Annotated in this window: 11 protein-coding genes; 2 read left to right on the forward strand and 9 right to left on the reverse strand. The window is 72.7% G+C overall.

Annotation, left to right across the window (positions count from 1 at the left end; genetic code table 11):
- Nucleotides 1-68: 68 nt before the first annotated feature.
- The 8 genes from ACFXI4_RS01185 to ACFXI4_RS01220 all read right to left on the reverse strand — a co-directional run bounded on the left by ACFXI4_RS01185 (nt 69) and on the right by ACFXI4_RS01220 (nt 10,177).
- Entirely contained in the window at nt 69-671 is a 603-nt protein-coding gene (locus tag ACFXI4_RS01185) for a TetR/AcrR family transcriptional regulator (protein ID WP_384987059.1), read from the reverse strand.
- Nucleotides 659-1,393, reverse strand: coding sequence for an enoyl-CoA hydratase family protein (locus tag ACFXI4_RS01190; RefSeq protein ID WP_384987061.1), 735 nt, complete (start codon nt 1,391-1,393; stop codon nt 659-661). Before ACFXI4_RS01190 ends, ACFXI4_RS01185 begins: the two co-directional genes overlap by 13 nt.
- Entirely contained in the window at nt 1,390-2,985 is a 1,596-nt protein-coding gene (locus tag ACFXI4_RS01195) for a 4-coumarate--CoA ligase family protein (protein WP_384987063.1), read from the reverse strand. The genes ACFXI4_RS01190 and ACFXI4_RS01195 overlap by 4 nt, the downstream gene beginning before the upstream one ends.
- A 17-nt stretch (nt 2,986-3,002) precedes the next feature.
- Complete coding sequence (locus ACFXI4_RS01200; RefSeq protein WP_384987065.1) at nt 3,003-4,169, reverse strand: acyl-CoA dehydrogenase family protein; 1,167 nt, start codon at nt 4,167-4,169, stop codon at nt 3,003-3,005.
- An 83-nt stretch (nt 4,170-4,252) separates the two neighbouring features.
- The gene (locus ACFXI4_RS01205; RefSeq protein ID WP_384987067.1) at nt 4,253-6,094 is read right to left on the reverse strand and encodes a biotin carboxylase N-terminal domain-containing protein; all 1,842 of its coding nucleotides are present in this window, start codon (nt 6,092-6,094) and stop codon (nt 4,253-4,255) included.
- A gap of 8 nt (nt 6,095-6,102) precedes the next feature.
- On the reverse strand, nt 6,103-7,701 hold the full coding sequence (locus ACFXI4_RS01210) for an acyl-CoA carboxylase subunit beta (RefSeq protein ID WP_384987069.1): 1,599 nt from the start codon (nt 7,699-7,701) through the stop codon (nt 6,103-6,105).
- Nucleotides 7,698-9,386 (reverse strand): acyclic terpene utilization AtuA family protein, encoded by a 1,689-nt coding sequence (locus ACFXI4_RS01215; RefSeq protein WP_384987071.1) that lies wholly within the window; start codon nt 9,384-9,386, stop codon nt 7,698-7,700. The genes ACFXI4_RS01210 and ACFXI4_RS01215 overlap by 4 nt, the downstream gene beginning before the upstream one ends.
- Nucleotides 9,383-10,177, reverse strand: coding sequence for a TIGR03084 family metal-binding protein (locus tag ACFXI4_RS01220; protein WP_384987073.1), 795 nt, complete (start codon nt 10,175-10,177; stop codon nt 9,383-9,385). Before ACFXI4_RS01220 ends, ACFXI4_RS01215 begins: the two co-directional genes overlap by 4 nt.
- Before the next feature lie 205 nt (nt 10,178-10,382).
- Here ACFXI4_RS01220 and ACFXI4_RS01225 point away from each other — a divergent pair, with 205 nt between their 5' ends.
- Nucleotides 10,383-11,453, forward strand: coding sequence for a permease (locus tag ACFXI4_RS01225; RefSeq protein WP_384987075.1), 1,071 nt, complete (start codon nt 10,383-10,385; stop codon nt 11,451-11,453).
- The gene (locus tag ACFXI4_RS01230) at nt 11,450-12,190 is read left to right on the forward strand and encodes a TIGR03943 family putative permease subunit (RefSeq protein WP_384987077.1); all 741 of its coding nucleotides are present in this window, start codon (nt 11,450-11,452) and stop codon (nt 12,188-12,190) included. The genes ACFXI4_RS01225 and ACFXI4_RS01230 overlap by 4 nt, the downstream gene beginning before the upstream one ends.
- On the opposite strand, the gene ACFXI4_RS01235 is transcribed toward ACFXI4_RS01230, so the two are convergent.
- Nucleotides 12,160-13,197, reverse strand: coding sequence for a DMT family transporter (locus ACFXI4_RS01235; protein WP_384987079.1), 1,038 nt, complete (start codon nt 13,195-13,197; stop codon nt 12,160-12,162). The two genes, ACFXI4_RS01230 and ACFXI4_RS01235, sit on opposite strands and share 31 nt — an antisense overlap.
- Nucleotides 13,198-13,316: the final 119 nt, after the last annotated feature.

Genomic DNA, 13,316 nt, shown 5'->3' on the forward strand with positions numbered 1-13,316 from the left:
CCTCCCCCGGCCCTTCGGCCGGGCGTCCCCCCAGCGCCCCTGAAGAGCGGCCCTTCGGGCCCTGCTCTTCAGCCCAGCGCCTCGTCCAGGAGGCGCGCCCACTGCGCCACCACCCGCTCCCGTCTCGCCTTGTCGTCCGTCAGGAGGTTGGCGAGGCCGAGGCCTCTCGCCATGTCCAGGAGTCCCTGGACCGTCTCCCGGGTGCCGGGGCGGGATTCGTCGGCGCCCAGCAGGTCCACGGCGATGCGGTGGGTCTCGCGGCCGACACGGGCTTCCAGTTCGGTGACGCGGGGGCGGAGCTGGTCCTCGTCGGAGGCGGCGACCCACAGGTGGAGGGCGGCGCGGAAGAGCGGGCCGGTGAAGAGGTCGACCAGGGCCGAGACGACGGCTGTGCGGTCGGCCGAGGCGCCATCGGGAAAGAGGCCCCGGATCGCGGTCGAGCGTTCCTCGGCGACGTATTCGACGGCCGCCGTGAAGAGGACCTCGCGGGTGGGGAAGTGGTGCTGGGCGGCGCCCCGGGAGACGCCCGCGCGTTCGGCGACGACGGCGACCGTGGAGCCCGCCCAGCCGTGTTCGGCGAGGCAGGCCACCGCGGCTTCCAGGAGCCGTTGCCGGGTGGCCCGGCTGCGGTCCTGCTTCGGCGCGCGTTCCGCCGTACTCACACCACCCACGCCGCGTCCCGTCGTTCGAGGAAGGCAGTCATCCCCTCGCGGGCCTGCTCGGAGGAGAACAGCCGGGCCGAGAGTGCGGTCAGGGTGGCCGCGTCCCGGTCGAATGTCTCCAGCACCCTAGCCGTGAGCAGCTGTTTCGTCTCGGCCAGGGCCCCGGGGGCGGCGCGGCGCAGTCCGTCGAGGACGGGTTGGAGGGCCGTGTCCACGTCGTCGGCCGCGGCGGTGAGGAGGCCCAGTCGGACGGCCTCGGGCGGGCCGAAGCGTTCCCCGGTGAGGTAGTAGCGGGCCAGGACGCGGGGGTCGGCGCGCGGCAGGAGGGTCAGGGAGATCACCGCGGGGGCGACGCCGATCCGCACCTCGGTGAAGGCGAAGGTGGACTCGGCGGACGCGGCGGCGATGTCGCAGGCGGCGAGGAGACCGAGGCCGCCCGCGCGTACGTGGCCGGAGATCCGGGCGACGACCGGTTTCGGCAGCTCGACGATCTGGCGCAAGAGCTGGACGAGGGCGTCGGGGTGGGGCGGGTCGCGCAGGTCGGCGCCGGCGCAGAAGGTCGTCCCGGTGTGGGTGAGGACCACCGCGCGGACGTCGGGGTCCTTGGCGCAGTCCGTGAGGGCCTCGGCGAGTTCGCCGACGAGGGCGGCGGACAGGGCGTTGCGGGTGGGCACGGAGTCGAGGCTGAGGGTGGCGACGGCACGCGCGCGTGTCTGTCCGATCAGTGTCATGAGCCCTCCTCGGGTTCCGCGGCCTTCGCGAGCGCGCGCAGTTCGCGGCGGAGTATTTTCCCGGAGGCCGCGCGGGGCACGCCGGCGACGAAGCTGACCTTGCGGACGCGTTTGTAGGGTGCGACGCGTTCGGCGACGTACAGCATGGCCTCGTTCTCGGTGAGGTCGGTGGCGGTGGGCTGGCGGACGACGAAGGCGTGCGGGATCTCGTTGCCGTCCTCGTTGTAGGCGCCGATGACGGCGGCGTCGGCGATGCCGGGGTGGGTGAGCAGGAGTGCCTCCAGTTCGGCGGGGGCCACCTGGAACCCCTTGTACTTGATGAGTTCCTTGACCCGGTCGACGACGAACAGCCAGCCGTCGGCGTCGGCGTGACCGACGTCCCCGGTGTGCAGCCAGCCGTCGGTGTCGATCATCGCGGCGGTGGCGTCGGGGCGGCCGAGGTAACCCTTCATGACCTGGGGGCCGCGGATGAGGATCTCGCCGGGTTCGTCGGTGCCGAGGTCCTTGTGCGGGTCGTCGAGGGAGACGATCCGCATCTCGGTGCCGGCGATGAGCCTGCCGACGGTGCCGGGCGGTGCGTGGTGCATGGCGTCGAGCGGGACGACGTGGGTGCCGGGCGAGAGTTCCGTCATGCCGTAGGCCTGTCCGACGGGCGGCAGGCCGAGTCGCTCGGAGCAGGCGGCGGCCAGGCGGGCGTCCAGGGGCGCCGCGGCGCTCATGACGTACTTCAGGGAGGACAGGTCGTACTGCTCGACCAGCGGGTGCTTGGCGAGGGCGAGGACGATCGGCGGGGCGACGTACAGGCCGGTGATGCGGTGGTTCTGGATGGCGGCGAGGAAGGTCTCCAGGTCGAAGCGGGGCAGTACGACGACGGTGGCGCCCATGCGCAGGGGCGCGTTCATGAGCGCGGTGAGGCCGTAGATGTGGAAGAGCGGGAGGACGGCGAGGATGCGGTCGCCGGGGCCGGTGGGGACGGCGGGTTCCAGCTGGGCGAGGTTGGTGGCGATCTGCCGGTGGGTGAGCATCACGCCCTTGGGGACGCCGGTGGTGCCCGAGGAGTACGGCAGTGCGGCGACGTCCTCGGCGGGGTCGATGTCGACCTGTGGTTCGGGGGCGTCGCCGGCGAGCATGTCGATCAGCGAGCGGTGGCCGGGTGCGCTGTCGCAGACGAATATCTCCGCCACGCCGCCGGCGAGTTCGGCGGCCCGGCGGGCGGCCTCCAGCAGGGGTGAGACGGTGACGATCCAGCGGGCCGCGGAGTCCCGGAGCTGTTTGGCGAACTCCTCGGGGGTGGCGAGGGGGTGCACGGTGGTGACGGCGGCACCCGCGCGCGTGGCCGCGTAGAACGCGGTCGGGTAGGCGACCGTGTTGGGGCTGTGCAGGGCGAGTACGTCGCCCTTGCGGACGCCTGCGTCGGCGAGTTTGGCGGCGATCCTGCGGTGGAACCGGTCCAGTTGTTCGTAGCTGAGGGTGGTGCCGTCGGTGCCGTCGATCAGGGCGGGCGTGTTCCCGAACGCGGCGGCCCGGCCCAGCACGGCCTCGTGGATGGGGAGTTCTACGGGTGGAACGTCTGCGTACACGCTGCGGAACACGGTTCCTCCAAGGCGGCCTAGTACGACTTGGGCAGGCCCAGGGTCTGGTGGGAGACGTAGTTGAGAATCATCTCCCTGCTCACCGGAGCAATACGAGCCACGCGCGCGGCTGTTATCAACGAGGCGAGCCCGAATTCCCGGGTGAGTCCGTTGCCGCCGAGGGTGTGCACGGACTGGTCGACCGCGCGCACGCACGCCTCGCCCGCCGCGTACTTGGCCATGTTGGCGGCCTCGCCCGCGCCGATGTCGTCCCCGGCGTCGTAGAGGAGGGCCGCTTTCTGCATCATCAGGCGCGCCAGTTCGAGGTCGATGTGCGCCTGGGCGAGGGGGTGCGCGATGGCCTGGTGGGCGCCGATGGGGGTCTTCCAGACGGTGCGGTCGCGCGCGTACTCGATGGCTTTGGACAGCGCGTAGCGTCCCATGCCGATCGCGAAGGCGGCTGTCATGATCCGCTCCGGGTTGAGTCCGGCGAAGAGTTGCAGGAGGCCGGCGTCCTCGTCGCCGACGAGCGCGTCGGCGGGCAGCCGTACGTCGTCGAGGACGAGTTCGAACTGTTTCTCGGCGGCGCTCAGTTCCATGTCGATGGGCTGCTTGTGGAAGCCCCCGGCGTCGGTGGGGACGATGAACAGGCAGGGCTTGAGCCGTCCGGTGCGGGCGTCCTCGGTGCGGCCGACGATCAGGACCGCGTCGGCGATGTCGACGCCGGAGATGAAGACCTTGCGGCCGGTGAGCAGCCAGTCGCCGGTGTCGGGGTCGCGGCGGGCGGTGGTGGTGATGCGGTGGGAGTTGGAGCCGGCGTCGGGTTCGGTGATGCCGAAGGCCATCAGGCGGGAGCCGTCGGAGAGTCCCGGGAGCCAGGCCCGCTTCTGTTCCTCGGTGCCGAAGCGTGAGATGACGGTTCCGCAGATGGCGGGCGAGACCACGAGCATGAGGAGCGGGGAGCCCGCGGCGCCGAGCTCTTCGAGGACGATGGAGAGATCCGTGATGCCGCCGCCTCCGCCGCCGTACTCCTCGGGGAGGTTGACGCCGAGGTAGCCGAGTTTTCCGGCCTCCTGCCAGAGCTCGGTGGGGGCGCGGCCCTCCGCGACGGTCCGGGTGATGTAGTCGCGGCCGTACTTCTTGCCGAGGGTGGCCACCGCTTCGCGGAGTGCCTTGTGCTCGTCTGTTTCGATCTGGCTGGTCAACGTGGCTCCTTCGCGTGCGGGTCGTATGTGGTTGCTCGCGCAGTTCCTCCCCCGGCCCTCGGCCGGGGGTGCCCCCAGCGCCCCTAGGGCGCTTGCACCACCGCCAGCAGGGCGCCGGGCTCCACCTGTCGCCCGACCGCCACGCGCAGCTCGCTCAGCGTGCCGGTGACCGGGGCGGTGATCTGGTGCTGCATCTTCATCGCCTCCAGCCACATCAGCGGCTGTCCGGACTCCACCGAGGCGCCTTCCGCCAGCCCCTCCGCGATCCGTACCACCGTCCCCGGCATCGGGGCCAGCAGCGAACCCGGTGCCAGCTGGGCCTTCGGGTCGGGGAAGCGCGGGAGGGCGGTGAGGGCGGTGCTGTTGACGTGGACCTGGTCTCCGTAGGCCGACACCTCGAACTTGCGGTGCACGCCGTCGACGTCGAGTACGACCAGACGCGCGCCGGCGTGCACGACCCGCACACCGTCCGCCGTGAGGCCCTCGCGGGTGTGCCGGTAGTGGACCTCGTGCTCCTCGCCGGCCATCAGGTAGCGCTTGGTCTGCGGATGGGCGTGGACGTTGCGCCAGCCGCCGAAGCGGGAGCGGCCGTGGGCGTCCGCCAGGGCGGCGGCGAGGGGGGCGTACGGGTCGGCGGCGGGCGCTGTGAGGGTGGTGAGGGCGCGGTCGTAGAAGCCCGTGTCCATGCGGGCCGCGGTGAACTCCTCGTGGCGCAGGGAGCGGACCAGGAGGTCGCGGTTGGTGGTGGGCCCGTGCAGGGTGGCCTGTTCCAGGGCGTGGGCCAGTTTGCGCAGGGCCTCCGCGCGGGTGGGGGCGTGCGCGACCGCCTTCGCGAGCATGGCGTCGTAGTGCACGCCGATCTCGTCGCCGTCGGTGTAGCCGGTGTCCAGGCGGACGCTGCCGGGGACGGCGAGGCGGTGCAGGGTGCCGGTCTGCGGGGCCCAGTCGCGGGCGGGGTCCTCGGCGTACAGGCGCGCCTCGACGGCGTGGCCGTGCGGGCGCGGGGCTTCGGGCGCAAGGGCGTGGCCCTCGGCGACGCGGATCTGTTCGGCGACCAGGTCGAGGCCGAAGACGGCCTCGGTCACGGGGTGTTCCACCTGGAGGCGGGTGTTCATCTCCAGGAAGTACGCCTCGGTTCCGGCGACGAGGAACTCGACGGTGCCGGCGCCCACGTAGGAGACGGCGCGGGCAGCGCGTACGGCCAGCGCGTACAGCTCCTTCGTGAGCCCTTCGGGGAGACCGGGCGCGGGCGCCTCCTCGATCACCTTCTGGTGTCGGCGCTGGAGTGAGCAGTCGCGGGTGCCCAGCGGCCAGACGGTGCCGTGCGCGTCGGCGAGGACCTGCACCTCGACGTGGCGGCCGCGTTCGATGTAGGGCTCGACGAAGACCTCGCCGTCGCCGAAGGCGCTGGCGGCCTCGGCGCGGGCGCCCTCCAGCGCGGCGCTCAGCTCGTCGAGGCGGCGCACGATGCGCATCCCGCGCCCGCCGCCGCCCGCCGCCGCCTTCACCAGCACCGGCAGGTCGGACTCGGTGACCTCGCCGAGCGGCGCGATCCCCATCAGCTCCTTGGCGCGCGTCTTGGACGCCATCGCCTCGATCGCCTCCGGCGGCGGCCCGATCCAGACCAGGCCGGCGTCGAGGACGGCACGGGCGAAGTCGGCGTTCTCGGACAGGAAGCCGTAGCCGGGGTGCACGGCGTCCGCGCCGGCGCTCACGGCGGCCTTCACCACCAGGTCGCCGCGGAGGTAGGTGTCCGCGGGCGTGGCGCCCGGCAGCCGTACCGCGGTGTCGGCCACGCGCGCGTGCAGCGCGTTCTCGTCGGCGTCCGAGTGCACGGCGACGGTCTTGATGCCGAGTTCGGCGCAGGTCCGGAAGATCCGGCAGGCGATCTCGCCCCGGTTGGCGACCAGCAGAGTCGAAATCATGTGATGCCTCACATCCGGAAGACGCCGAAGCCGCCCCGCGCGCCCTCGTAGGGGGCGGTGTGGAGGGCGGACAGGCACAGGCCGAGGACGGTACGGGTGTCGCGCGGGTCGATGACGCCGTCGTCGTACAGCCGCCCGGAAAGGAACATCGGCAGCGACTCGGACTCGATCTGCTGCTCGACCATGGCCCGCAGGGCGGCGTCGCCGTCCTCGTCGTAGGGCTGTCCCTTCGCGGCGGCCGACTGGCGGGCGACGATCGAGAGGACGCCGGCGAGCTGCTGCGGGCCCATGACGGCCGACTTGGCGCTGGGCCAGGCGAACAGGAAACGGGGGTCGTAGGCGCGGCCGCACATGCCGTAGTGCCCGGCACCGTAGGAGGCGCCCATGAGGACGGACAGGTGCGGTACGCGGCTGTTGCTGACCGCGTTGATCATCATCGCGCCGTGCTTGATGATCCCGCCCTGCTCGTACTCCTTGCCGACCATGTAGCCGGTGGTGTTGTGCAGGAACAGGAGCGGGATGTCGCGCTGGTTGGCGAGCTGGATGAACTGGGCGGCCTTCTGCGACTCCGCGGAGAACAGGACGCCCTGGGCGTTGGCCAGCACGCCGACGGGATAGCCGTGCAGGGTGGCCCAGCCGGTCGTCAGGCTGGTGCCGTACAGCGGCTTGAACTCGTCGAAGTCGGAGGCGTCGACGATCCGGGCGATCACCTCGCGCGGGTCGAAGGGGATCTTGAGGTCGCCGGGGACGACGCCGAGGAGTTCGTCGGCGGAGTACTTGGGGGGCTCGGCCGGGCCCGGATCCCGGTGTGCCTTGCGGTGGTTGAGGCGGGCGACCACGCGGCGTGCCTGCCGCAGCGCGTCCGGTTCGTCGACGGCGAAGTAGTCGGCGAGACCCGACACGCGCGCGTGCATCTCGGCGCCGCCCAGGGACTCGTCGTCGCTCTCCTCGCCGGTGGCCATCTTCACGAGCGGCGGTCCGCCGAGGAAGACCTTCGCGCGCTCCTTGACCATGATCACGTGGTCGGACATGCCGGGGATGTAGGCGCCGCCCGCGGTGGAGTTGCCGAAGACGACGGCGACGGTCGGGATCCCGGCGGCCGAGAGCCGGGTCAGGTCGCGGAAGACGGCCCCGCCCGGGATGAAGATCTCCTTCTGCGAGGGCAGGTCGGCGCCGCCGGACTCGACCAGGCTGATGCAGGGCAGCCGGTTGGCGAGGGCGATGTCGTTGGCGCGCAGGGCCTTCTTCAGCGACCAGGGGTTGCTGGCCCCACCGCGCACGGTCGGGTCGTTGGCGGTGATCAGGCACTCCACGCCCTCGACGACGCCGATCCCGGTGACGAGCGAGGCGCCGACCGCGTACTCGCTGCCCCAGGCGGCCAGCGGCGACAGTTCCAGGAAGGGGGTGTCGGGGTCGAGGAGGAGTTCGATGCGCTCGCGGGCGAGGAGTCTGCCGCGCGCCCGGTGCCGGGCGATGTACTTCTCGCCGCCGCCCGCGAGGGCCTTGGCGTGCTCGGCCTCCAGGTCGGCGAGCTTGGCGAGCATGGTGTCGCGGTTCGCCCGGTAGTCGGGGTGGTGGGTGTCGAGCGTGGTCTCGATGACCGTCACAGCAGGGCCTCCGGGATGTCCAGGTGGCGGGAGCGAAGCCATTCGCCGAGGGCCTTGGCCTGGGGGTCGAAACGGTGTTGGGCGGCCACACCCCGGCCGAGGATGCCCGCGACGGTGAAGTTGACGGCGCGCAGGTTGGGCAGGAGGTGCCGGGTGACGGCCAGCTCACGGCTCTCGGGCAGCAGGTGCCGGAAGGCGTCGACGGTCAGGGTGTGCGCGACCCAGCGCCATGCCTCGTCCGAGCGCGCCCACACGCCGACGTTGGCGTTACCGCCCTTGTCGCCGCTGCGTGCCCCGGCGACGAGCCCGAGGGGCGCCCGCCGGACGGGTCCGGCCGGCAGCGGCTCGGGCAGCGCCGGCTGCGGCGGATCCTGGAGTACGAGGGTGTCCCGGGCCGGCGGCACGGGAATCCGTCGCCCGTCGTGGAGGACGGCCACATGGGGCACGTCGCCCTGTGGGACGTACACATCCTCGAAGACCCCATAGGGCGAACCCTTCCCGGGTGGCGCGAGCACGTGGAAGCCGGGGTAGCTGGCGAGCGCCAGTTCCACGGCGGCTCCGCTCAGCGCCCGGCCGACGGCCTCCTGGTCCCGGTCCCGTACGACGAGCCGCAGCAGCGCGCTGGCCGTCTCCTCGGTGTCCGCGTCGGGCCGGTCGGTGCGCACCAGCTCCCACCGCGTCTCCTGCGGGGGCGACTTGGCGAGGGCCTCGGCCATCTGCTCCCGCACCAGGGCCGCCTTGGCCTCGATGTCGAGGCCGGTGAGGACGAAGACGACCTCGTTGCGGAAGCCGCCCAGCCGGTTGCGGCCGACCTTGAGGGCCGGGGGCGGCGCCTCGCCCCGCACGCCCTCGATCCGCACCCGGTCCGGGCCGTCCTCGCTCAGCCGTACGGTGTCGAGGCGGGCGGTGACGTCGGGGCCCGCGTACCGGGCGCCGCCGGTCTCGTACAGGAGCTGGGCGGTCACCGTGCCCACGTCGACGAGGCCGCCGGTGCCGGGGTGCTTGGTGATGACGCAGCTGCCGTCCTCGTGGAGTTCGGCCAGCGGGAAGCCGGGCCGCCGCAGGTCCCGGCCGGCCGCTCCGGCTTCCGCGAAGAAGGCGTAGTTGCCGCCGGTGGCCTGGGTTCCGCACTCCAGGACGTGTCCGGCGACGACGGCGCCCGCGAGCCGGTCGTACTCCCCGGGCCCCCAGCCGAAGTGGGCGGCGGCGGGGCCGGTGACGAGGGCGGCGTCGGTGACCCGGCCGGTGACCACGATGTCGGCGCCGGCCCGCAGGCACTCGGCGATCCCGAAGCCGCCGAGGTAGGCGTGGGCGGCGAGACTGCCGGGGTGGGCGGCGGTGAGGTCGTCGCCCTCCACGTGGGCAACGCGTACCGGGATGCCGAGCCGGTCGGCCAGTTGCCGCACCGCGTCGGCGAGTCCGGCCGGATTGAGCCCGCCGGCGTTGGTGACGATCCTTACGCCGCTCTCCCGGGCGAGGCCCAGGCAGTCCTCCAGCTGGCGCAGGAAGGTGCGGGCGTATCCGGCGCCGGGGTCCTTCAGCCGGTCGCGGCCCAGGATGAGCATGGTCAGCTCGGCGAGGTAGTCGCCGGTGAGGACGTCGAGTTCGCCGCCGGTGAGCATCTCGCGCAGGGCGTCGAAGCGGTCGCCGTAGAAGCCGGAGGCGTTGCCTATGCGCAGGGTCACTCGCTGCCCTCCTTCGGGGTGCGGCCGGCGCCGGGCGGGCCCGCGAAGGCCTGGGCGATGTCGAGCCAGCGGTCGGCGTCGGCGCCGACGGCGGTCACGGCGAGGTCGGCCCGGTGGGCGCGCTGGGTGACCAGGAGGCAGAAGTCGACCGCGGGACCGGTGACGCGCTGCGGGGCGTCCTCGGGGCCGTAGGCCCACAGCGTGCCGTCCGGGCCGGTGATCTCCACCCGGAACTCCTCGGCGGGCGGAGTGAGGCCGTGGACCAGGTGGGCGAAGTCCCTTGCCCGTACCCCGATGCGGACCACATGTGCGAGCCGGGCGGTGGGGGTGCGGACCACACCCAGGGCGTCGGCGATGTCCTGGCCGTGGGCCCAGGTCTCCATGAGCCGGCCGGTGGCCATGGAGGCGGCGGACATGGGTGGCCCGAACCAGGGGAAGCGGGTGCCGGGCGGGGCTTCCCGCAGGGCCCGGTCCAGCGCCGTGCGGCCCTCGCGCCAGCGGGAGAGCAGTTCGGCGGGCGGGAGCCGGGCGCCGTCCTCGGCACCCTCGTCGACGAAGGTGTCGGGGGCGCCGAGTGCCTTCTCGGCCTCCGCGCGGAAACCGTCCTCGTCCGTCACGGCGAGCAGGGCCGCGCGGTCGGTCCAGTACAGGTGGGCGATCTGGTGGGCGATGGTCCAGCGGGGCGCGGGGGTGGCGAGAGTCCACCGCTCGGTTCCCAACCCGGCTACCAGCCGGTCGAGTTCCGTGCTCTCCTCACGCAGGTCGTCGATGACGGGCGTCGGCTCGGACATGGGGAGGAGCATGGCAGCGACCCAGGAAACAATCAAGCACGCTTGCATGAATTTGCCGTCCGCGGCCGGACGGGGCTTCCCCGTGGAGCGTTCGTGGCGGTTCCTGGGGCATTCCTTGGGACGTCTCGTCGCGGTGGCGGTGCGCGCATGGCCTATGTTCGATGCGAACATCCGGCGATGAACTGACGTGTGGGGCGAGCGGGGCATGCGGAGGACAGAGGAACTCGTCGTCGGGGCGAAGGCGACAGCCGTCGTGGAGCCCACGGCAGACGGCCGCGGCGGTACGGCCGCCGAGGCGGCCGCGGAGCCGCCCTCACCTGAACTCCCCCGCCACTGGCCGCTCCTGCTCGTGGCCGCCGCCGTCCTCCCGGGTACCGCCCTCTTCCTGCTCGGACAGGGCGTCAGCAAGGCCGCGCTCCAGGCCTGGCAGACGGTGTGCCTCGCGGTCGTGGTGCAGGCGACGCCGTTCCTGCTGCTCGGTACGGCGCTCTCGGGGGCGATCAACGCGTTCGTGCCGGAGCGGGTGTTCACCCGGCTGCTGCCGAGGCGGCCCGCGCTGGCCGTGCCGGTCGCCGGGCTGGCCGGAGTGGTGCTGCCGGGTTGCGAGTGCGCGTCGGTGCCGGTGGCGAACAGTCTGATCGGGCGCGGGGTCACGCCGGCCGCCGCCTTCGCGTTCCTGCTCTCCGCGCCCGCCATCAACCCGGTCGTGCTCACGGCCACCGCCATCGCCTTCCCCGGCACCCCCCTCATGGTGCTGGCCCGGCTGCTCGCCTCGCTGGTGACCGCCGCCGTGATGGGCTGGCTGTGGCTCTGGCTGGGCCGCGAGGAGTGGCTGCGGCCCGCCGTGCGGCACAGCGGGCACCAGGGGGGGCACAGCCGCTGGACGGAGTTCCGGCGCGCCTTCCAGCACGACTTCCTGCAGGCGGGCGGCTTCCTGGTGGTCGGCGCCATGGCCGCGGCCACCTTCAATGTGGCGGTACCGCGCTCGGTGCTCGACACCTTCTCCGGTTCGCCCTGGCTGTCGGTGCTGTTCCTGGCCGCGCTGGCGATCATCCTCGCGGTGTGTTCGGAGGCGGACGCGTTCGTGGCGTCCTCGCTCACAGGCTTCTCGCCCACTGCCCGGCTGGCGTTCATGGTGGTCGGGCCCATGGTCGACCTCAAGCTGATCGCGTTGCAGACGGGCACGTTCGGCCGGGCCTTCGCGGCCCGTTTCTCGGCCGCCACGACGGTCGTCGCGATCCTGTGCAGTGTGCTGGTCGCAGGGGTGCTGCTGTGAGACGTCCGCTTCAGGTGACCCTGCTGGTGCTCAGCGGCCTCGGCCTGCTGCACGCCTCCCTCTTCACCGACGTGTGCCTGCGCTACGTCAAGCCCGGGATGCGCCCGCTGCTGATCGTGTCCGGATTCGTGCTGCTGGTACTGGGCATCGCGGAGGCGGCGACGCGGGACACCCACGCACACGTCGACGAACCGCATGGCGCCGGACACCACGGCCACGACCACTCCGCCGTTCCCCGGGTCGCCTGGCTGCTCCTGCTGCCCGCGCTGAGCCTGCTCTTCTACGCCCCGCCGGCGCTCGGCGCGTACACGGCTTCCCGGCAGCCCGCCAAGGCCGTCGCGGAGCAGGACGACTTCGTCGCGCTGCCCAGGACCTCACCGCTGCCCATCACCCTCACGGACTTCACCACGCGGGTGCAGCAGGACCGCTCGCTGGCCATCAAGGGGCGGACCGTGCAGATGAGCGGGCTGGTCACGCCCGTCGCGGGCGGCGGCAGCTGGGATCTGACCCGGATCGTCATCTCGTGCTGCGCCGCCGACGCGCAGTCGGTGAAGGTACGGATCTACGGCAGCAGCGTCCCGCCCGCCGACACCTGGGTGTCGGTCACCGGGAACTGGCATCCCGGCGGAAAGCTGGGCACGGCGTCCGCGCCGGTCGCCGTGGACGCCCAGACCGTGAAGAAGATCCAGCGGCCGTCCAACGGCTATCAGGACGCGCTGCCGTTCCCCTCCGGCTGAGCGCCTACGGCCGGCTCCGGCCGGGCCACGACCACCGGCTCCGGCTGGATCATGACCGCCGGCCCCGGCTGGGTGCCGCCCTCCGGTTTCCGGTCGCGGCCCACCTGGGTGCGGACCGCGCCGATGCTGGCCGCGATGACGAGGGCGACGGCGGCCGCCTGGGCGGCCGACAGGGCCTGGTCCAGGATGAGGAAGCCGGCCGTCGCCGCGATCGCCGGTTCCAGGCTCATGAGGACGGCGAAGGTGTGGGCGGGCAGCCGGCGCAGGGCGAGGAGTTCGAGGGTGTAGGGCAGCACCGAGGAGAGGACCGCGACCGACGAGCCGAGCGCGACGGTGGTCGGGTCCAGAAGCTTTCCGCCCGCCTCGGCGATGCCCAGCGGGAGGAAGAGCAGGGCGGCGACCGCCATGGCGAGGGCGAGACCGTCGGCCTGCGGGAAGCGGCGGCCGGTACGGGCACTGAAGATGATGTAGGTGGCCCACATGGCTCCGGCGCCCAGGGCCAGGCCCACACCCACGGGGTCGAGGCCGCTGAAGTTGCCGCCGCCGAGCAGGAAGACACCGGCCAGCGCCAGGGCCGCCCACAGGGCGTTGATCAGCCGCCGGGAGGCCAGCACGGACAGGGCGAGCGGTCCGAGCACCTCGAGAGTGACGGCGAGGCCCAGCGGGATGCGGGCGACGGCCTCGTAGAACAGGCCGTTCATCGCGCCCATGGTGACGCCGAAGACGATCACCGTGCCCCAGTCGGTGCGGGAGTGACCGCGCAGCCGGGGCCGGCAGACGACGAGCAGGATCACGGCGGCGGCGAACAGCCGCAGGCAGACCACGCCGAGCGCGCCCGCCCTGGGCATCAGGGTGACCGCGACGGCGGCGCCGAACTGCACGGAGATCCCGCCGGCCAGCACCAGACCGACGGGACCGAGCGAGCCGAGGCGGCCCGCCGGTGAACCACCGGCGGCGGGCGCGGACACGGGTGCGGGCGTCGGCTGTGAGGTGCTGGGGGTGGTCACGGGCGGTCCAGGAAGCTCGTTGTTCATTGCGGTGCACTGTCCAGTCCAGGGTAATGGACTCAGACAGGCGCGTGAAGCCCCCATGGAACTGTCCGGGCCGCCGGCCGTCCCGGCGCCCC

The sequence above is a fragment of the Streptomyces sp. NPDC059224 genome, from assembly GCF_042754285.1.
GTDB lineage: Bacteria > Actinomycetota > Actinomycetes > Streptomycetales > Streptomycetaceae > Streptomyces.